At 68.9% G+C, this 18,557-nt stretch carries 18 protein-coding genes; 13 read left to right on the top strand and 5 right to left on the bottom strand.

Features of this window, described 5'->3' with window-relative positions; all coding sequences use genetic code 11:
* Positions 1–25 precede the first annotated feature (25 nt).
* Positions 26–958: a LysR family transcriptional regulator gene (locus IB269_RS18220; protein ID WP_192367894.1), complete on the bottom strand. Its 933-nt coding sequence runs from the start codon at positions 956–958 to the stop codon at positions 26–28.
* A gap of 114 nt (positions 959–1,072) precedes the next feature.
* On the opposite strand from IB269_RS18220, the gene IB269_RS18215 reads away from it, so the two are divergent.
* The 5 genes from IB269_RS18215 to IB269_RS18195 all read left to right on the top strand — a co-directional run bounded on the left by IB269_RS18215 (position 1,073) and on the right by IB269_RS18195 (position 5,842).
* Positions 1,073–2,026, top strand: coding sequence for a hydroxymethylglutaryl-CoA lyase (locus IB269_RS18215; RefSeq protein WP_192367893.1), 954 nt, complete (start codon positions 1,073–1,075; stop codon positions 2,024–2,026).
* A 29-nt stretch (positions 2,027–2,055) separates the two neighbouring features.
* Positions 2,056–3,201 carry a CaiB/BaiF CoA transferase family protein gene (locus IB269_RS18210; RefSeq protein ID WP_412523749.1) on the top strand — a complete coding sequence of 382 codons (1,146 nt, stop codon included), beginning with the start codon at positions 2,056–2,058 and terminating at the stop codon, positions 3,199–3,201.
* A 77-nt stretch (positions 3,202–3,278) separates the two neighbouring features.
* A complete protein-coding gene (locus IB269_RS18205; protein ID WP_192367891.1) occupies positions 3,279–4,262 on the top strand; it encodes a tripartite tricarboxylate transporter substrate binding protein in 984 nt (327 codons plus the stop codon).
* 4 nt (positions 4,263–4,266) lie between these two features.
* Positions 4,267–4,791: a gamma carbonic anhydrase family protein gene (locus tag IB269_RS18200; RefSeq protein ID WP_065347208.1), complete on the top strand. Its 525-nt coding sequence runs from the start codon at positions 4,267–4,269 to the stop codon at positions 4,789–4,791.
* A complete protein-coding gene (locus tag IB269_RS18195) occupies positions 4,784–5,842 on the top strand; it encodes an Ldh family oxidoreductase (protein WP_225614183.1) in 1,059 nt (352 codons plus the stop codon). The genes IB269_RS18200 and IB269_RS18195 overlap by 8 nt, the downstream gene beginning before the upstream one ends.
* Here the strand turns inward: IB269_RS18195 and IB269_RS18190 are convergent.
* Positions 5,817–6,260 carry a hypothetical protein gene (locus IB269_RS18190; RefSeq protein ID WP_192367890.1) on the bottom strand — a complete coding sequence of 148 codons (444 nt, stop codon included), beginning with the start codon at positions 6,258–6,260 and terminating at the stop codon, positions 5,817–5,819. The genes IB269_RS18195 and IB269_RS18190 overlap by 26 nt on opposite strands.
* Before the next feature lie 128 nt (positions 6,261–6,388).
* On the opposite strand from IB269_RS18190, the gene IB269_RS18185 reads away from it, so the two are divergent.
* The 4 genes from IB269_RS18185 (at position 6,389) to IB269_RS18170 (ending at position 10,025) form a co-directional block, all read left to right on the top strand.
* Entirely contained in the window at positions 6,389–6,688 is a 300-nt protein-coding gene (locus IB269_RS18185; protein ID WP_016448111.1) for a hypothetical protein, read from the top strand.
* Positions 6,689–6,771: 83 nt separating this feature from the next.
* The gene (locus tag IB269_RS18180; protein WP_192367889.1) at positions 6,772–7,704 is read left to right on the top strand and encodes an intradiol ring-cleavage dioxygenase; all 933 of its coding nucleotides are present in this window, start codon (positions 6,772–6,774) and stop codon (positions 7,702–7,704) included.
* A gap of 12 nt (positions 7,705–7,716) precedes the next feature.
* Positions 7,717–9,333, top strand: coding sequence for an ATP-binding protein (locus IB269_RS18175; protein ID WP_192367888.1), 1,617 nt, complete (start codon positions 7,717–7,719; stop codon positions 9,331–9,333).
* The gene (locus IB269_RS18170; protein WP_043822656.1) at positions 9,330–10,025 is read left to right on the top strand and encodes a response regulator; all 696 of its coding nucleotides are present in this window, start codon (positions 9,330–9,332) and stop codon (positions 10,023–10,025) included. Before IB269_RS18175 ends, IB269_RS18170 begins: the two co-directional genes overlap by 4 nt.
* A 27-nt stretch (positions 10,026–10,052) precedes the next feature.
* Here the strand turns inward: IB269_RS18170 and IB269_RS18165 are convergent, their stop codons facing one another.
* Together IB269_RS18165 and IB269_RS18160 are read right to left on the bottom strand one after the other, a co-directional pair.
* A complete protein-coding gene (locus tag IB269_RS18165; protein WP_192367887.1) occupies positions 10,053–11,363 on the bottom strand; it encodes an NtaA/DmoA family FMN-dependent monooxygenase in 1,311 nt (436 codons plus the stop codon).
* 19 nt (positions 11,364–11,382) lie between these two features.
* Positions 11,383–13,332, bottom strand: coding sequence for a TonB-dependent receptor (locus IB269_RS18160; RefSeq protein WP_318652172.1), 1,950 nt, complete (start codon positions 13,330–13,332; stop codon positions 11,383–11,385).
* A gap of 358 nt (positions 13,333–13,690) precedes the next feature.
* Between IB269_RS18160 and IB269_RS18155 the strand changes: the two genes are divergently transcribed.
* Positions 13,691–14,482, top strand: coding sequence for an IclR family transcriptional regulator (locus IB269_RS18155; protein WP_096916011.1), 792 nt, complete (start codon positions 13,691–13,693; stop codon positions 14,480–14,482).
* 30 nt (positions 14,483–14,512) lie between these two features.
* On the opposite strand, the gene IB269_RS18150 is transcribed toward IB269_RS18155, so the two are convergent.
* On the bottom strand, positions 14,513–15,328 hold the full coding sequence (locus IB269_RS18150; RefSeq protein WP_192367885.1) for an ABC transporter ATP-binding protein: 816 nt from the start codon (positions 15,326–15,328) through the stop codon (positions 14,513–14,515).
* Positions 15,329–15,447: 119 nt separating this feature from the next.
* Between IB269_RS18150 and fepB the strand changes: the two genes are divergently transcribed.
* From fepB to IB269_RS18135, 3 genes are read left to right on the top strand one after another with little or no spacing between them, the layout of a single operon-like run.
* The gene (fepB, locus tag IB269_RS18145) at positions 15,448–16,422 is read left to right on the top strand and encodes a Fe2+-enterobactin ABC transporter substrate-binding protein (protein WP_192367884.1); all 975 of its coding nucleotides are present in this window, start codon (positions 15,448–15,450) and stop codon (positions 16,420–16,422) included.
* Positions 16,423–16,425: 3 nt separating this feature from the next.
* On the top strand, positions 16,426–17,490 hold the full coding sequence (locus tag IB269_RS18140) for a FecCD family ABC transporter permease (RefSeq protein ID WP_192367883.1): 1,065 nt from the start codon (positions 16,426–16,428) through the stop codon (positions 17,488–17,490).
* Positions 17,487–18,527, top strand: coding sequence for a FecCD family ABC transporter permease (locus tag IB269_RS18135; RefSeq protein WP_192367882.1), 1,041 nt, complete (start codon positions 17,487–17,489; stop codon positions 18,525–18,527). The genes IB269_RS18140 and IB269_RS18135 overlap by 4 nt, the downstream gene beginning before the upstream one ends.
* Positions 18,528–18,557: the final 30 nt, after the last annotated feature.

The raw sequence follows: 18,557 nt of genomic DNA, 5'->3' as shown, positions 1-18,557 counted from the left end.
AATCGTGATAACTCCCAAGGCCTGTTCAGCCCGCCTGGGCGCACCCGGCCAGATAGTCCACCAGCGTGCGCGCCGCAGGCGATAGCCGGCTGCCGTCCCTGAAGCAGATGGCGAACTGCCGCCGCGCCCAGGCATCGGTGAGCGGCACCATGTGCACACCCTGCACACCCTGCGCACCCTGACCGCCCTGACCGGAGCCCGCCATGCCCAGGATCTCCCTGGGCATGATGGCCACGCCCAGGCCGGCGCGCACGCAGCGGATCGTGGCGTCGAAGGAGCTGACCACGGCGCGGTAATTGAGGGGCCGGCCGATGATGGCAGCCGCCCGTGCCAGCATGGTGTAGACGGCCGTGGAGGCGGGCAGGCCCACATGCTCGCAATCCAGCGTTTCGCTGAAGCTGCAGCTGTCGCGCAAGGCCAGCGGGTGGCCGGCCGGCACGGCCACGGCCAGGGTGTCGCAGCGGTAGGGCAGGGTCTGCAGGCCCTCCAGATCGGCCGCGTTCCAGCACACGCCCACCAGGGCCAGGCCTTCGCGGATGGACCGGATGATTTCGCTGCTGGTCAGCTCCTCGATGTCCACGCGGATCTGCGCGTGCTCGGGCTTTTGCAGAAAGGCCGCAATGTCATCGGGCAGCGACTCGGCAATCGACGAGACCGAGGCCAGTATCCGCACCTGTCCCTTCACGCCATGCTGGTAGGCCGCCATGTCGCGCGCCGCGCGGTCGGCGCTGGCCAGCATGGCGCGTGCATGCTCCAGCAGCATCAGCCCGGCTGCCGTGGGCACCACGCCCCGGCGGTGGCGCTCCAGCAGCGGGGCCTGCACCTGCTCTTCCAGCAGCGCCATGCGCTTGCTGATGGCCGATGAGCCGATGTGCTGCTGCTCGCCAGCGCGGGCAATGTTGCCCAGGTCGCAGGCCGCGACAAAGAGCCGCAGGGTGGTCAGGTCCAGGTCTTTCATGGCGGTTATGGATTTCCATTTGGGAAACTCTGAGGCGAAAAATTATCGCTTCTGCACGCTGATGGGAATGTCTAAAGTGCCATTCAAGACAAACCACCCCACGCGAACCTTCCCATGCCAGAACCCATCCGTGCCCCGCAGTCCGCCGTCATCCGCGAGGTCGGCCTGCGCGATGGCCTGCAAAGCATCCAGACCGTGCTGTCCACCGAGCGCAAGAAGGAATGGATACGCGATGCCTACGCTGCCGGCCAGCGCGAGATCGAAGTCGGCTCCTTCGTCCCCGCGCGCCTGCTGCCCCAACTGGCCGACACGGCCGAGCTGGTGGCCTATGCCCGAACGCTGCCGGGCCTGTTCGTCTCCGTGCTGGTGCCCAACATGCGTGGTGCCGAAAGCGCCATCGCCAGCGGGGCCGACCTGATGCTGGTGCCGCTGTCGGCCAGCCATGCCCACAGCCTGGCCAACCTGCGCAAGACGCCCGATGAGGTCGTGGCCGAGGTGGCCCGCATGCGTGCCGCACGCGATGCGGCGGGTTCGACGATGCTGATCGAGGGCGGCATTGGCACGGCCTTCGGCTGCACGCTGCAGGGCAGGGTGGAGCCGGCCGAGGTGCTGCGCTGCATGCAGGCGCTGCTGGACGCAGGGGCCGACCGCGTCAGCATGGCCGACACCGTGGGCCATGGCGGGCCGGGCCAGGTGCAATCGCTGTTCGAGCAGGCGCGGCGCATTGCGGGCGAACGCTTTTGGTGCGGCCACTTCCACGACACGCGCGGCCTGGCGCTGGCCAATGTGCATGCGGCCCTGCAGACCGGCGTCACGCGCTTTGACGCCACGCTGGCCGGCATTGGTGGCTGCCCCCATGCGCCCGGCGCCAGCGGCAATGCCTCCACCGAAGACCTGGCCTTCATGCTGGACACCATGGACATCGACACGGGCCTGGACATCGAGGCCCTGCTGCGCCTGCGCGCCAAGGTGGCCGCCTGGCTGGACGGCGAAAGCCTGCATGGCGCGCTGTGGCGCGCGGGCTTGCCGCGCAGCGTCACCGCCGACGCAGCCCCCGCCGCTGCATGAACCCCTTACCTTCCCACGAGCACACCTGTATGGCCACCGAACCCCTGCTGCCGCTGTCCGGCATCCGCGTCATCGAATTCACCCACATGGTCATGGGCCCCACCTGCGGCATGATCCTGGCCGACCTGGGCGCCGAAGTCATCAAGGTCGAGCCACCGGGCGGCGACAAAACGCGCACGCTGCCCGGCCTGGGCATCGGCTTTTTCCGCAGCTTCAACCGCAACAAGAAAAGCGTGGTGCTGGACATCACTACCGAAGCGGGCCGCGCCACCGCTGCCGAGCTGGCCGCTGGCAGCGACGTGGTGCTGGAGAACTTCCGCCCCGGCCTCATGCAATCCCTGGGCCTGGACTACGCCACGCTGTCGCAGCGCTCGCCCGGCCTCATCTACGTCAGCCACAAGGGCTTTCTGCCCGGCCCCTACGAAAAGCGCCTGGCGCTGGACGAGGTGGTGCAGATGATGGGCGGCCTGTCGTACATGACCGGCCCCGTGGGCCGGCCGCTGCGCGCGGGCACCAGCGTCAACGACATCATGGGCGGCATGTTCGGCGCCATCGGCGTGCTCGCCGCCCTGCGCGAGCGTGAGCGCACCGGGCGCGGCCAGGAGGTGCAAAGCGCGCTGTTCGAGAACTGCGTCTTCCTGTCATCCCAGCACATGCAGCAGTACCTGATGACGGGAGAGGCACCGCCGCCCATGCCCTCGCGCGTATCGGCCTGGAGCGTCTACGACGTGTTCACCCTGGCCGGTGGCGAGCAGCTGTTCATCGGCGCCGTCAGCGACAAGCAGTTCGCCACCCTGTGCCGCGTGCTGGACCGCGCCGACCTGCTGCAGCGCCCCGAATACGCCGACAACGCCGCCCGCGTGGCCGTGCGCCCCCAACTGCTGGCCGAGCTGGGCGCCATCCTGGCCGGCCATGAATCGGCCCGGCTCGCGACGCAGCTGGAGGCCGCAGGCATTCCCTACGCGCCCATCACGCGGCCCGAGCAACTGGTGGACGACCCGCACCTGCGCCAAAGCGGCGGCCTGGCTTCCATGCAGACCGAAGACGGCGGCCAGACCGACGTGGTGCTGCTGCCCCTGCTCATGAACGGCCACCGTCCCGGCGTGCGCATGCCGCTGGCCGGAATTGGCGAGCACACCGAAGAAATCCTCGGAGCCCTTGCATCACGGACCTGACAGCCAACCCCGGGCGCCGAAGGCCGCAGAAAAACCACCCCGGCGCGCATGAGACAACACAAAAAGGAGACAACCCCATGCACTCGTCCCATCCCTTCCGCCGCCGCACCCTGCTGGCCCTGGCCGGCGCATCGCTGGGGGCCGCTGCCCTGGGCGTGCGCGCCCAAAATGGCACGCCGCTGCGCGTCATCCTGCCCGTGGGGGCAGGCTCGGGCGCCGACACCATCGTGCGCTCGGCCCAGACTGCGCTGGTGCGCTCGCTGGGCGGCCAGCCCGTGGTCATGGAGAACCTGCCGGGTGCGGGCGGCATCACGGGAACGCAGATGCTGGTCAAGGCGCCGGCCGATGGCAACACCATCGCCTTCATCTCCAACAACCACGCCGTCAACCCCAGCGTCTTCAAGAAGCTGCCCTACGACAGCCTGGCCGACATCACGCCGCTGTCCATCGTCGGCGGCTCGCCCTTCGTGCTGGTCGTCCATCCCAAGGTGGCGGCGCGCAATGCGCGCGAACTGCAGGCGCTCATGAAGGCGCGGCCCGGCGACCTCAACTACGCCTCGTCCGGCAACGGCACCATCTTCCACCTCGCGGCCGAAGTCTTTCTGGACGCGGCCGGCACCACGGCACGCCACATTCCCTACAAGGGCGTGGGCCAGATGGTGGTGGACCTGCTCAGCGGGCAGGTGGACTTCGGCGTGATCGCCGTGGGCACGGCGCAGGCGCACCTCAAATCCGGCGCGCTGCGTGCCATCGGCATCATGGGCCGCGAGCGCGTGGCATCGCTGCCCGATGTGCCCACCGTGGCAGAGCAGGGCTTTCCCGGCGTGGACATCGCCGGCTGGGTGGCCGCCATAGGCCCCAAGGGCATGCCGCCCGCCCAGGTGCGGCGCCTGCACGACGGCATCGCCACCGCCTTTGCCGACCCCGAGGTCAAGGCCGGCTTTGCACGGCGCGACGAATACACCGTGCTCAACAGCCCCGAGGCCGCAGCCCAGTTCCTGCGCTCCGAGCAGGAACGCTTTGCGCGCCTGGTCAAAAAAGCCAATGTCACGCTGGAGTAAGCGCATGGCCCTCTATCGTTATCGGAACAAGGCACCGCAGCTGCCCGCATCCGCCTATGTGGCGGCCGAGGCCACGCTCATCGGCGACGTCACACTGGGCGAGGGCGCCAGCCTCTGGCCCGGCGCCGTGGCGCGCGGCGACAACGAACCCGTGCGCATAGGCGAGGGCAGCAACGTGCAGGAAGGCGCCGTGCTGCATGCCGATCCCGGCTTCGCGCTCACCCTGGCTGCCCATGTCACCGTGGGCCACCAGGCCATGCTGCATGGCTGCAGCGTGGGGGAGGGCTCGCTCATCGGCATACAGGCCGTGGTGCTCAACGGTGCCGTCATCGGCGCGCACAGCCTGGTGGGTGCCGGCGCCATCGTCACCGAAGGCAAGCAGTTCCCTCCGCGCTCGCTGATTCTTGGCGCCCCCGCCAAGCTGGTGCGTACGCTCAGTGACGAAGAAGTCGCGGGCCTGCTGCAAAGCGCCGCCAGCTACGTGGAGCGTGCAATGTCCTTTCGCCAGGAGCTGCAGCGCATTGACTGATTCCCTGAACCCGCTGACCGACGCCGTGCGCATGCCCGCCGCAGCGCTGCAAGCCTGGGCTGCTGGCGTGCTCCAGGCCTTTGATGTGAGCGCATGCCACGCGCAGGCCACCGCCCAGGCACTGGTGCGCACCAGCCTGCGCGGCGTGGACACGCATGGCGTGGCAAGACTGCCGCCCTATGTGCAGCGCATCCGCGAAGGCACCATCCATACCCGGGCCAAGCCCAACCTGCAGGAGCACAACGGCCTGCTGCGCTGCCATGGCGACCATGCCCTGGGCCAGCCCGTGCTGGAGCTGGCGCTGCAAGCCTGCCTGGACAGGGCCGCAAGCCAGGCCGTGGTGGCCTGTCACATCGAGGCCTGCGGCCACCTCGGCGCCCTGGGCGTGCTGCTGCTGCCCGCCGTGGAACAGGGCTGCATGGCCCTGCTGTGCCAGCGCACGCCGCCCATCATGGCCATGCCCGGTGCCACGCGGCCTGCGCTGGGCAACAACCCCATCGCCTTCGCCGCGCCCGTGGCCGGACGGCCGCCACTGGTCTTCGACATGGCCCTGAGTGCGGTCGCACGCGGCGCCGTCATGGCTGCCGTCCGCGACGGCCATGCGCAAATCCCGCCGCATTGGGCGCTGGACGAACACGGCCATCCCACCACCGATCCCCACGCCGCACTGCAGGGCGCCATGCAGCCCATGGCCGGCCACAAGGGCCTGGGCCTGGCCATGGTGGTCGAATGCCTGGCGGGCGCGCTGGGCGGCGGCCTGTTCCAGCCCGCTGTACCCGGATCGGCGGAAGGTTCCACCGCCAACGCCTGCGCCTTTCTGCTGGTCATCAACCCAGCCCTGGCCGCACCGTCACCCCGGGGATTTGACAACTACATGGCCAGCTGGATCACCGGCCTGCTCGCGGCCCAGGGCACCCAAGGCCGCTATCCCGGACTGCGCCAGCATGAATGCGAGCTCCAGCGCCGCGCCGAAGGCATCCCTCTGTCGTCTGCGCTGATCAATGAGTTGCAAGCGCTGGCGCGGCTCAGCGGGGTGGCACTGGCGTTGTGAGCGACGGATCTGCAGCCGATTGGCCGGACGACATCGCCGCCTCCAGCCCGCTTCTCGGGAAGACCGGGCTGTAGTTCACCTGGATCTCGGAGAGCTTGTCATTCACCCGCGTCGTCATGAAATAGCGTGGCATGCCGAATCCCACTTTCATCACCAGACCGCGAAGCTCGGAGAGGGCTCCGACCTTCACATCGGGATCGACCAGCACGGCAATGCGTGCCGTGCTTTTGGCATCGGGGGCTGCGGTCAGCTTCTTGGAGAGTGTGTTTCTCAACTGAGCCGGACTGACCCGCTGGCCATCCAGGCTGTACGGCCGATCATTGCCGCTTGCCGCATGCATTTCGATCACGGTCAGATCTGCAGCAAGAGCGGGTGGGCCGAGCAGGGCGGCCAGCAGCAGGAATCTTGTTGGTTTCATGGTTCTGTTGTGCGATGCAGAGCTTGTTGACCCACTCGCTCTGTGAGCTTGTACCAGCTCGTCCCCACTTCTCCCAATTTCCCCCCAGATTGGTCGCAAGAATTCCTTGGCAACTCCAGGAAAAGACCATGATTGATTTCTCGCAAACCAACGCTTCACGCATTCGCCCGGCCCTTGTGCTGGCTGTGGCGGCCTTCGCGGCGGCCTGCAGCCATGCGCAGGGCCACGGGGGGCACGGCAATCCGCCGTCGCCGCCGCCCGAGGCCTATACCGCCTGCCAGGGCAAGGCCGAGGGCGACAGCGTGACGCTGACCATGCCCGATGGCAAGACGCTGGCCGGCACCTGCCGCAGCCTGAACGGGCAGCTGGTGGCCATGCCGGCCGGCGGGCCCGGCGCAGGCGGGCCGCCGCCCCATCCGCAGCAGTGATCGCGTGGCCCGGCGGGCCACGCCGCCGGGCTGTCTGCAACCCCACGGGCCTGCGCACAGGCCCTCATGAAAAAGCCATCCCCATGAACCACTCTCAAGATGCCCATGATCTTGCCCACGACCTGGGCCTTCAGCACGATCTGCAAGTCATGGCGCGCCGCCTGTTCGACCGGCGCCGCATGCTGGGCCTGATGGCCACTGGCGGCGCTGCAGCGCTTCTGTCCGCCTGTGGCGGCGGTGGTGATTCCAGTGATTCGACAGGAACCGGCACGGGCACCGGAACCGGGACAGGAACGGGCACCGGCACGGGTACGGGCACAGGTACGGGCACGGGTACTGGAACCACGACCGGCACCTGCATGGTCGATCCCACGGAAACCGAAGGCCCTTACCCCGCCGACGGCTCCAACGGCTCGCGCGGCAGCCTGGTCAATGTGCTGTCGCAAAGCGGCGTGGTGCGCAGCGACCTGCGCAGCAGCTTTGGCGGCATGAGCGGCACGGCCGCAGGCCTGCCGCTGACGCTCAAGATCACCCTGGTCAACGTCAGCACCAACTGCAGCCCGCTGGAAGGCTATGCCATCTACCTGTGGCACTGCACCCGCGAGGGCGAGTATTCGCTGTACTCCACCGACCTGCTCAACCAGAACTTCCTGCGCGGCGTACAGGCGACGGACAGCAATGGCGAATGCACCTTTGTGACCATCTTCCCGGGCTGCTATGACGGGCGTTGGCCGCACATGCACTTCGAGGTGTTCCGCAGCCTCAACACGGCCGGCAGCTACACCAACAAGCTGCTGACCTCGCAGATGGCCATGCCCAAGGACATCGCCAGCGCCGTCTATGCCGGTGTCAGCGGCTACAGCGCCAGCGTCTCCAACCTGTCGCGGGTCAGCGTGACATCGGACAATGTCTTCGGCGACAACACCAGCGAGCAGATCGCCTGGCAGACGCCCACCTTCACCGGAGACACCACCAATGGCCATACCGCCACGATATCCATCGGCATTGCCGTCTGACGCAGCAACTGAATGAACCTCCGCCTCCCGCGCCTGAAGCTGCAGCACAAGGCCTTCTTCGCCCTGGCCGTGCTGCTGGTGGCCCTGCTGCTGGTGTTTCTCGGGTTCTCGCGCCTGGGGCTGCAGCGGGGCCTGGGCCCGTACATGGCCGAGGTGGAGCTGACCGGCATGGACGGGCTGGCCGAGCGGCTGGTCCAGCACCATGAGCAAAACGGCGGCTGGGATGCGGCGCGCGCCAACCCCGGTTTCTGGCGCGACATGGTGCGCCCGGGCGCAGGCATGGGCCGGGGCTTTCCTGCGGGCGAGCCCGGGCCACGGCCCCCCATGCCCATGCCCATGCCGGAGCCGAGGCCTGGTTTTGAAGGAAGCCACGGTCCGGGCCCGGGCCCGGAGTTTCCCCCGCCACCTGGGCCGGAAGGCGGAGAGCCTGCAGATCGCTCCGACCGCCCAGACCGCCCTGGCCCGCCGCCAGACCGCCCGTTCGGCGGCCCGTGGGCGCGCGTGGGCCTGCTGGATGCCCAGGGCCAGCTCATCTCCGGCATGGCGCCGCAGCCCGGTGCGGCGCACCGCGTTCTGCGCGCCGCCAATGGGCAGGCCATTGGCGAGATCGTGCTGTCCCCCGTGCAGACCGGGCAGGGCATGCAGCGCGACCTGGACCGCGCCTTCCTCGCGCAGCAGATGGACTTCGTGGCCTGGACCGGGCTGGCCGGCCTGCTGTTGGCGCTGCTGCTGTCGGCCTGGCTCACGCGGCGCTGGCTGGAGCCGCTGACCGCCTTTGTCGACGGCCTGCGCGGCATTGCGGCCGGGCGGCTGGACACGCGCGTGGCCATCAAGGGCGATGCGGAGCTGGCCCGCCTTGCGGAAACCTTCAACGACATGGCCGTGCAACTGGCCACCATGGAGGCCTCGCGCCAGCGCTGGCTGGCCGACGTGGCGCATGAGCTGCGCACACCGCTGTCCACCATGCGCGCCGAGGTCGAGGCCGTGCAGGACGGCGTGCTGCCGCTGGACGACCGCATGGCGCTGCGCCTGCACCGGCAGATCATGCGGCTGATACGGCTGGTCAGCGACCTGCGCGTGAGCCTGGACGACCCGCAGGCCCTGCACGGCTCGGGCCATGTGCCCGTGCATGTGCTGACCCTGCTGGGCGAGGCGCTGGACGGCGCGCGGCCCGGCTTCGAGCAGGTCGGCATTGGCCTGGACCGCTCCACCGTGGACCAGCTGGCCGCGCGCATTCCGCCGCCGCTGGTGCAGGGCGACCCGCACCGGCTGCACCAGGTGTTTGCCAACCTGCTGGAAAACAGCCTGCGCTACACGGCTGCGGGCGGGCAGCTGCAGGTGTCTGCCGAAATTGTCCAGATGCAGGACCGCAGCATGCTGCAGCTGTGCTGGGACGACACGGCTCCCGGCGTGGCCAGCCCGCACCTGCCGCGCCTGTTCGATCGCCTCTATCGCGTGGACGCCTCCCGCGTGCGCGACGGCGACGGCCTGGGCGGCTCCGGCCTGGGGCTGGCCATCTGCCGCACCATCGTCCAGGCCCATGGCGGCAGCATCGAGGCCGCCGCCTCGCCGCTCGGCGGCCTGCGCATCACGCTGTGGCTGCCCTTGCTGGAAAATCCCGCGCCATGAAGCCTGCCCGCATCCTCCTGGTCGAAGACGAGACCGACATGGCCGCCATCGTCATCGACTACCTGCGCCATGCAGGCTACGAAGTCGAGCACATCCGCCACGGGCGCGAGGCGCTGGACCGCATGCTGCGCTCCCCGCCCGACCTCACTTTGCTGGACATCATGCTGCCGGGGCTGGACGGCCTGGACATCCTGCGCCAGTTCCGCCCCCACAGTGCCAGCCCCGTCATCCTGCTCACCGCGCGTGTCGAGGAAATGGACCGCCTGCTGGGCCTGGAGCTGGGCGCGGACGACTACATCTGCAAACCCTTCGCCCCGCGCGAAGTCGTGGCCCGCGTCAAGGCCGTGCTGCGCCGCAGTGCCGGCCCCGGCCCCGCGCAGCAACGCCTGACGCTGCTGCCCGAGCAGGGCCGCGCCATGCTCAACGGCAGCGTGCTGCCGCTGACCAAGCGGGAGCTGACCTTGCTGCAGGCCCTGATGCGCCAGCCCGGTCGCCTCTACTCGCGCGCGCAACTGCTGGAGCTGGCCTGCGCCGACACGCTGGACGTGAACGAGCGCGCCATCGACAGCCACATCAAGAACCTGCGCAAGAAACTCAAGGCGGCGGACGACCGCCATGAGTGGATTCGCTCCGTGTACGGCGTGGGCTTTGCGTTCGAGCCCGATGGCGGGTCCGACACGCGGGCTCAGTGAAGGCCCGGCGAGGGCAGGGCGCAGCCCCTACCTCGACTCTTCGAGGTGCTCCATGAACGTGGTGCCCGTGTAGCGGGAGCGGAACAGGCCGGCCTCCACCAGGCGCGGCACCAGCTGCTCCAGCACGCAATGCAGGGACTCGACGGAGCCGCCGGGCGCGGCCAGAAAGCCGTCGATGGCGCCGGCGGTGCTCCACTCGGTGATCTGCGCCACGGCATCGTCCACCGTGCCGACCACCTGCCAGTGCGCGGCGGAGAGGATTTCCGGCCGCAGCAGCAGCTCGTCGATGCGCAATGACTCGCGCTCCATCAGGCGCCTGAGCAGGCCCGCATGCGTGCGGCTGGACGGGGTTGCCACAGGGGCCGGAAGGTCGGCTGCGGTGATCGGCCGGTCTGCGGGCCAGTCCGTCAGGTCCAGGCCGACCATGGCCTTGATCGATGCCAGCTTGCGGCCCCTGTCCACCCGGCCGTGCGTCTGCTGGAACATCTCCCGGGCCTGTTCGCGGGTGTCGGCCAGGTACAGGCTCAGGCCGGGCAGCAGGCGCACATCCTGCGCCCGGCGGCCATGGCGCTGTGCGCGCCGAGACAGGTCCCGGCGCAGCTCCAGCGCCGCGTCCAGGTCCGGCGTGGGCGCGAAAACAATGTCTGCCACCGATGCGGCAAAGTCGCGCCCGGTGCTGGATGCTCCCGCCTGCACCAGCGGAATGCGCGGGCCGCCGAACTCCGGCAGGTTCAGCGGGCCGCGCACCTTCAGGTGCGGTCCCTCGTGGTCTATGGGGTGGACCAGCGAGGCATCGGCGTAGCGGCCGCTGTCCCGGTCGATCTTCAAGGCCTCGTTGGGGAAGCTGGCCCACAGCCGGCGCACCACGTCGGTGAACTCTGCGGCCCGCGCATAGCGTTCATCGGCATCGGGCATGGCCTGCAGCCCGAAGTTCTCGTGGCCCTGCAGGGCCGTGACGATGTTCCACCCGGCGCGGCCGTTGCTGATCCAGTGCAGCGACTGCAGCTGGCGCGCCACCGCATAGGGCGGGAAAAACGTGGTCGATATCGTGGACACCAGGCCGATGCGCGAGGTCTCGCGCGCCAGCGCGGCCATCAGCACCGTGGGGTCCAGGCTGGCGAAGCCCGCGCCCGTCTCCAGCGCCTCCATGGGCAGAAAGCTCACGTCCGGGCGGAAGACGAAGTCCAGGTGCGCGGCCTCGGCGCGCCGGGCCAGGTCCAGGGCGAAGTCGCTGGAGTACAGCCCTTCGATATTGCTGCCGGGCCGCCGCCAGGCGTCGCCGCTCAGCCAGGTGGGGGCCAGCGAAAGGCCGATGTGCAGGGGTTTGCGGGTTGTCATGTCTGCTGTCATTCCCATCTCAGAACGTTCCGCGCACGCCCACGCCGATCATGCGCGGCGCGGTCATGCTGGCCTCGATGCCGCCGATGCCGCGGTTTTGCTGCAGGTACGTCGGTGCGCGCCTGTCGAAGACGTTCTTGATATAGCCGTACAGCTGCACGCGTGGGCTGTAGGCATAGGTCATGCGCAGGTCGGCGATGGTGTTGGAGCCGACCGCATAGGCGCGGGTGTTGGCGGTATCGGAGTAGTAGCCGTCCAGGTGGCGCACCTGGCCGGAGACATTGAACCGGGGGCTGGCGTCCCAGCTCACGCCCAGGCTCAGGTTGTAGCCGGGCGAGCGGGCGAAGCGGTTGTGCTCGTAGCCGGGGTTGCTGCCCATCTCTTCGATGCGGGTGCGCAGCACGCCCACGCCGGCCTTGATCCGCAGGTTGTCCAGCGCGCGGTAGTCGGCGCCCAGCTCGAAGCCGTAGGCATGGGCCTTCTCCGCGTTGATGGTGTAGGACTGGGCCACGCCCGGGGAGATGACCACGGGGATGTTGTACTGCGCATCCCGCATGTCCATGTAGAACAGGTTGGTGTTGAGCATCAGCCGGTCATCGAGCAGGCTGGCACGGCTGAACAGCTCGTAGTTCCAGATCGACTCCTTCTTGAAATACGCCCATTGGCGGCTGGTGAGGTTCAGCGACACGCCGCCCGGGTTGTAGCCCCGGCTGACCAGCGCGCCCACGGTCCAGCGCGGTGTGGCGGCATAGGCCAGGGACAGCTTGGGCAGCAGGGCCGAGAAGGTTTTCGTGTAGTCGAGGGCGGTGGGTGCCAGCACCGAAGTGCCGGTGCGCACCACCTCGTCCTGTTGGTAGCGCAGGCCGCTGGTCAGGGTCCAGCGGTCGGCCAGGCGCCAGTTCAGCTCGCCGAAGACGCCCAGGTTCTTCTTCGTGTCGTCGAAGGCGGACAGGCCGCGCAGCAGCAGGCTTTCGTCCGTGCCGGTGCGCGCGTAGTAGACGCCGCCGAAGCCGCTCAGGCGGTCCTTGTCGCTGCCCACCAGGGCGCGGAACTCATTGGAGACATTGTTCTGGCGGATATCGGCATCGCCCTCGCCGGGAATGCCCGTGTATCGCTGCACGGACGAGCGCGAATACTGGGACTGGTTGACCAGCCGCACGCCGTTGCCCAGCTCGTAGCTGAGGTCGAGGATGCCGGTGTCGGTCTTCTGCTTCCAGCTGGGCATGGTCGTCGTCCAGTGCTCCAGCGCGTTGAACGGAGCGGACGCTGCCTCCTGGCTGGGGCGGTTGCTGTCGTTGTGGGAATAGGTGAACTTGGCCTCCAGGCCCGGAATGCGGCTGGGCAGCCACAGGAACTTCATGCGTGCGTTCAGCGCGCGGAAATCCTGATCGGCCTGGCCCCGCTGGAACTGCGGATTGGTGTAGTCGATGAAGGTATCGCGCCCCGAGTAGTCCACGGCCAGCCGCGCGGCCAGCTCCTCGCCCACGGGGCCGGAGACGGCGATGGACGCACGCCGCGAGTGGTAGTCGCCCGCCTCCAGCTGGTAGGCCCCTTCGCGCTTGAAGCTGGGGTCCTTGGTGTTCACGACGATGGCGCCCGCAATGGCATTGGCGCCCTGCGAGGTGGTCTGCGGGCCGCGGAACACCTCGATGCTCTCCACATCCCAGACCGAGGTCGCGCCGAAGAACATCTCGTTGTAGTTGAGGTAGTGCCCATCCAGGTTGATGGTGGCGCGCGGCACCGTGCCGCCCCAGAAGACGTTCTGGCCGTTGTTGGGGCCCTGCGTGTCCTGCCCGCGGATGATGGGCGCGCCCACCGTGTCGGTGTAGACCACGTTGGGCACATCGTGCAGCACCTCGTGGACCGAGGCATTGCCGGACTCCTGCCGGGCCAGGTCCTTGCCGGCCTTGACCGACACGGAGGAGGCCGTGTCCTTGAGTTCGCGCCTGACCTTTTCTCCGCTGACCACGACCGCTTCAAGCGCGTTGGATTCCCCCCCGGAACCCGATGCGCCCTGCGCGAAGGCGCCGGCCGGCGCCATCAGGGTAGAGAGTGCGATGGCGCCCGCCCGGGACGGGAGCCTGCGATGGAAACACAGCTTCACAGCATCTTCCTTTGATGAGAATGATTCGTATTTTTCAAAGGTCGCCATCATGCATTGAAATTCCACAGTAGGGAATGCATTCCCACATGCGGAAGAAAAAAACAGCGGCGAAATGGTGTGTGCGCACCTGTGCAGACCCTTCGGCAGAGCCGGTATCATCGACACCGGCGGCGCCTGCGCCCCCACCTGCGATGCGCCTGGTACAGGCAAGAAAGCCCAGCCCTTGAAAACAACAACACCTCAGACGACAGCCGGCGAGAAGCGCTCCGGCACCATCCAGTCCGTCTCCATCGCCACCCGGTTTCTCATGGTCCTGGCCAATGCCGAAAGCGAGCTGGCGCTGGGCGAGGTGGCCCGGCGAACGGGAACGGGGGGCTCCACGGCCCACCGCTACCTGCAAAGCCTCGTCAAGGAAGGCCTGGCCAAGCAGGACCCGGCCAGCGGCCTGTATGACTTGGGCAGCGCGGCGCTGAGCATCGGCATTGGCGCGCTCAAGCGTGTGGATGCGGTGGAGATTGCGGCGCAGCGCATGAAGGCGCTGACGCACAGCCATGCGCTCAGCGGCGGCGTCGCCATCTGGACCGACCGGGGGCCCACCCTGGTGCGCTGGTACCGCAGCGCCTACTTCTCGATCAACCCGCTGGCGCTGGGCGACATCCTGCCCATAGACAACACCGCCTGCGGCCTGGTGTTCCAGGCCTTCCTGCCCAAGGCCACCATCGACGCCGCACGGCGCCAGCAGCCCGCCCATTTCCGTGGCAAGCCGCCGGCCAAGGCCGTGCTCGACGAAGTGCGCGAGCGCTGCTGGTCCGAGATGACCAGCCACCTGCTGTCCAACGTCACGGGCCAGGCGGCGCCGGTGTTCGATGCGCAGCATGAAATCGTCTGCGCGGTCACCACCGTCTCGGACCTGGGCCAGCTCAAATCACCGGAAGACCGGGTCGCGCTGTTCCGCGAGGCCAGCCTGATCAACCAGTCCACGGGCGGGCGGGCCTTCAGCGCAGATTCGCCTTGAAAGCCGCGCCGGGAAAAATGCCCGGGCGCCTCAGTTCCCTGCAGTGCGCTCCATGGCATTCACGGCCCTGCGTCCCCTGGGCACCACCAGGGGTGTCCCCGACACAGGGTCTGCCATGATCACGGCCGGCAGGCCGAACACCTCCTGCACCAACTGCTCCGTGAAGATCGCCCCGGGCGCGCCCTGCGCGGCAATGCGCCCGTCGCGCATGGCGATCAGGTGCGAGGCATAGCGGCAGGCCTGGTTGAGGTCGTGCAGCACCGCAACCACCGTGCGGCCGGCATCGTTGAGATCCGCCAGCAGCTCCATCAGCTCGATCTGGTGGGCGATGTCCAGGAACGTCGTGGGCTCGTCCAGCAGCAGGATCGGCGTCTGCTGCGCCAGCACCATCGCAATCCACACCCGCTGGCGCTGGCCGCCTGACAGCTCGTCCAGCAGTCGGTCGGACAGCGCTGCCACATCGGTGGCCTGCATGGCCTCGGCCACGGCCTGCTCATCCGCGTCCGTCCACTGCCTCAGGAAGGATTGATGGGGGTAGCGCCCCCGCGCCACCAGGTCCGCCACCGTGATGCCCTCGGGCGCCACCGCGCTTTGCGGCAGCAGGCCCAGGCGCCGCGCCACCTCCTTGGCGGGAAATTGCGAGATGTGCCGGCCGTCCAGGATGACCTGCCCGGCCACCGGCACCAGCAGCCGCGACAGCGCGCGCAGCAGGGTGGACTTGCCGCAGGCGTTTGGTCCCACGATGACGGTGAAGGAGCCATTGGGAATGGCAAGGGACAGGCCCTGCGAAATCGTGCGCTCGCCGTAGCGCAGCGTCACCGCATCAGCACTCAGGCGCTGCGTCATGGCCGGTCATTTCCCACAATCGATAGGTCCTTCGGTGTTTGCAATGTGGAATAAATTCTACAATACGGAATATGCTGAAGACGCCGCCCTGGCGCCCGGCCCCGTCGCTTCGGATCGAGATGAACAGACTCAAACTTGCCGCCCTGGGCGCGGCCGCCGCACTGGCCGTGCTGGCCTGTTTCGCATGGTTTCCACGCGCCGCCGTTCCCGTGGCGGGCGCCGCACCGCATACATCGGATACGCCGGCTGCAGCACACGCAGACCATGCACCGCTGCCCCGACGCATCGTCTCCACCTCGCCCAGCGTGACCGGCATCCTGCTGGCCATCGATGCGCCGGTCGTCGCGACCGCCGCGACCACGCCCAGCCGCATGACCGACGACAAGGGCTTTTTCTCGCAATGGGCCGCAGTTGCTGACAAGCGCGGCGTGCAGGTGCTCTACCGCAACCTGCAATTCGACATCGAGGCCGCCATCGGCGCCAGTCCCGACCTGCTGGTGGCCTCCGCCACCGGGGCCGACAGCGTGGCCCAGCACCGCACCGAACTGCAGGCGCAGGGCGTGCCCATGGTCGTGGTCGACTACTCCAGCCAGTCCTGGCAGGACATCGCCACCGAGCTGGGCCGCATCACGGGCCATGCGAAGCAGGCCGCCGCAGCCATTGCCCGCTTCGATGCCCATGTGGCGCAGACCGCCGCCTCCATCACGCCCCCGGCCCAGCCCGCCAGCATCGTCGCCTACAACCTGGCCGGCAGCTACTCCATAGCCCGCGCCGCCAGCCCCCATGCGCGGCTGCTGGCCGCACTGGGCTTCAAGGTGGAGGGCCTGCCGCCCGCGCTGGCCGCCCAGGTCACACGCGCCTCGGACTTCGAATTCATCTCCCGCGAGAATCTCTCGGCCGCCATCACCGGCGACTCCGTCTTCCTGCTCGGCGCCTCGCAGGGCGACGTGCAGGCCTTCCTGGACGATCCGCTGCTGGCCAACCTGCCCGCCGTTGCCGGCCGGCGCGTCTATCCGCTGGGACCGACCTCGTTTCGCATCGACTACTACTCGGGGCAGCAGATGGTCGACGCCGTGGCAAGCCATTTCCGCTGAGCCATGCGTGCACGGCTCCAAGGCGCGGTGGCTCGGCCTGCCCAGCGCTCCTGTTCGCGCTCCTCCCTGCTCTGCAGGCGTTGGCTGGGCCTTGCAGGCGGGCTGCTGGCGCTGGCCATCATCGCCGTGCTCGGCATCACCGTCGGCTCGCGCGACATTGCGCTGGCCGACATCCTCGGCGCGCTGCGGGCTCCGGACCTGCGTGATGACCAGCACCTGATCGTCAGCCTGCTGCGCATGCCCCGCACCGTGGTGGCCATCCTGGCCGGCATGGCGCTGGGCGTGGCTGGCGCGCTCATGCAGGCCGTCACCCGCAATCCCCTGGCGGAGCCGGGCCTGCTGGGCGTCAACGCGGGTGCGGCGCTGGCCGTGCTCATCGGCATGACGGCCTTCGGCCTGACGTCCGTGCTCCAGTACGTCTGGTGCGCCTTTGCCGGCGCGGGGCTGGCGGGCGCTGCCGTCTTCGCGTTCGGCCAGTCCCGGGGCGCGGGCGCGCACCCGGTGCGCCTGGTCCTGGCCGGGGCGGGCCTGTCGGTCATGCTCACCTCCAGCGCCGGCATCATCCTGCTCAACGCGCCCCCGGAAGTCTTCGACGGCTTCCGCCACTGGGCGGCCGGCTCCCTAGAGGGCAGCGGCTATGCCAGCGCCGCCGTGCTGGCGGCCGCCGTGGCGGCAGGGCTGGCGGCGGCCTGGGCCATCGTCGGCCAGCTCAACGCCATGGCGCTGGGGCATGACGTGGGCCTGGCGCTGGGCGTCAATGTGCGCGCCACCGCGCAACTGGCCTGCCTTGCGGTCATGCTGCTGGCCGGGGCGGCCACGGCGGCCGTGGGGCCCATCGCCTTCGTCGGCCTGGTGGCGCCGCATCTTGCACGCCTCTCGTGCGGGCCGGACTACCGCTGGATACTGCCGCTGTCCGCGCTCTACGCGGCGGTGCTGCTGCTGGGTGCCGACGTGCTGGGCCGCGTCGTCGCGGCACCTGCCGAAGTGGCTGCGGGCATCGTCGCCTGCCTGATCGGCGGGCCGTTCTTTGTCTGGGTGGCGTGCAGATACCGGTTGAGCAGGCTATGAAGACCTCCGTGAACACATCGGTTGTGCGCTGGGGAGCCTGTTCGTTTCTCTGGCGGCCCAGGCCGCTGGCCGTGGGCATGGCGCTGGTCGTGCTGGCCCTGGTGCTGGGTGTGCTGCTGCTGGGCACGGGAACCCTGTCCCTCAGCCCCGCCGAAGTGCTCGACAGCCTGCTGGGCACGGGCTCCAACCTCGCAGCTGAGCGCATCGTGCAGCGGGTGCGGCTGCCGCGTGTCCTCACGGCCGTCTTCGTGGGCGCGTCGCTTGGCATGGCGGGCGCCATCTTCCAGTCCATCTCCCGCAACGCGCTGGGCTCGCCGGACGTGATCGGCTTCACCACCGGCGCGGCCAGCGGGGCGATTGCGCTCATCGTGCTGGGTGACGCCGGGCCGCTGTGGACATCGCTGGCCGCCGTGCTGTCGGGCATGGCCACGGCGGCGGTCGTGCTTGCGCTGTCCGGTGGCCGGCGTGCTGTCGGCGGTTACCGGCTGGTGCTGGTGGGCATAGGCGTGGGGGCCACGCTCTCGGGCCTGAACACCATCTTGCTGGTCATGGGGGACCTGGACCGGGCCGTCGCCGCGCAGCGCTGGCTGGCCGGCTCGCTCAGCGCGCGGACCTGGGCGCATGTCGTGCCCGCCGCGCTGGGCTTCATCGCCATCGTGCCCGTCGTGCTGTGGTGCGCCCGCCGCATCAACCTGCTTGAGCTGGGCGACGATGCCGCCACCCAGCTCGGCGTCAACGTGCCGCGCACGCGGCTCACCATGGTGATGGCTGCCGTGGCCCTGACCGCCATCGCCACGGCAGCGGCGGGGCCCATCGCCTTCATCGCGCTGGCCGCGCCCCAAGTGGCCAGGCGCCTGGGCCTGTCGCCCGACGTGCCCCTGTTCACGGCGGCAGCCATGGGCGCCGTTCTGCTGCTGGCGGCCGACATGCTCAGCCAGTGGGCACCCGTGCGCCTGCATCTGCCCATCGGGTTGGTAACGGGGCTGCTGGGCGGGGTGTATCTGCTGTGGCTGCTGTTTCGCACGCGCAAGGGGTAGACGGCCATGCAGGGTGCAGCGGCGCGCAGA

This window comes from Delftia sp. DLF01 (assembly GCF_014852125.1).
In the GTDB taxonomy this organism is placed as follows: Bacteria; Pseudomonadota; Gammaproteobacteria; order Burkholderiales; family Burkholderiaceae_C; genus Comamonas; species Comamonas acidovorans.
The sequence above is the reverse complement of the archived record's forward strand: the minus strand, read 5'-3'. Positions and strand labels throughout refer to the sequence as shown.

Excerpts from the sequence above, each read along its gene's own strand:
- IB269_RS18200 (WP_065347208.1), top strand. The coding sequence starts at position 4,267 with ATGGCCCTCTATCGTTATCGGAACAAGGCACCGCAGCTGCCCGCATCC.
- IB269_RS18170 (WP_043822656.1), top strand. The coding sequence starts at position 9,330 with ATGAAGCCTGCCCGCATCCTCCTGGTCGAAGACGAGACCGACATGGCC.
- IB269_RS18150 (WP_192367885.1), bottom strand. The coding sequence starts at position 15,328 with ATGACGCAGCGCCTGAGTGCTGATGCGGTGACGCTGCGCTACGGCGAG.
- IB269_RS18210 (WP_412523749.1), top strand. The coding sequence starts at position 2,056 with ATGGCCACCGAACCCCTGCTGCCGCTGTCCGGCATCCGCGTCATCGAA.
- IB269_RS18205 (WP_192367891.1), top strand. The coding sequence starts at position 3,279 with ATGCACTCGTCCCATCCCTTCCGCCGCCGCACCCTGCTGGCCCTGGCC.
- IB269_RS18185 (WP_016448111.1), top strand. The coding sequence starts at position 6,389 with ATGATTGATTTCTCGCAAACCAACGCTTCACGCATTCGCCCGGCCCTT.
- IB269_RS18135 (WP_192367882.1), top strand. The coding sequence starts at position 17,487 with ATGAAGACCTCCGTGAACACATCGGTTGTGCGCTGGGGAGCCTGTTCG.
- IB269_RS18215 (WP_192367893.1), top strand. The coding sequence starts at position 1,073 with ATGCCAGAACCCATCCGTGCCCCGCAGTCCGCCGTCATCCGCGAGGTC.
- IB269_RS18180 (WP_192367889.1), top strand. The coding sequence starts at position 6,772 with ATGAACCACTCTCAAGATGCCCATGATCTTGCCCACGACCTGGGCCTT.
- IB269_RS18165 (WP_192367887.1), bottom strand. The coding sequence starts at position 11,363 with ATGACAACCCGCAAACCCCTGCACATCGGCCTTTCGCTGGCCCCCACC.
- IB269_RS18140 (WP_192367883.1), top strand. The coding sequence starts at position 16,426 with ATGCGTGCACGGCTCCAAGGCGCGGTGGCTCGGCCTGCCCAGCGCTCC.
- IB269_RS18220 (WP_192367894.1), bottom strand. The coding sequence starts at position 958 with ATGAAAGACCTGGACCTGACCACCCTGCGGCTCTTTGTCGCGGCCTGC.
- IB269_RS18190 (WP_192367890.1), bottom strand. The coding sequence starts at position 6,260 with ATGAAACCAACAAGATTCCTGCTGCTGGCCGCCCTGCTCGGCCCACCC.
- fepB (WP_192367884.1), top strand. The coding sequence starts at position 15,448 with ATGAACAGACTCAAACTTGCCGCCCTGGGCGCGGCCGCCGCACTGGCC.
- IB269_RS18175 (WP_192367888.1), top strand. The coding sequence starts at position 7,717 with ATGAACCTCCGCCTCCCGCGCCTGAAGCTGCAGCACAAGGCCTTCTTC.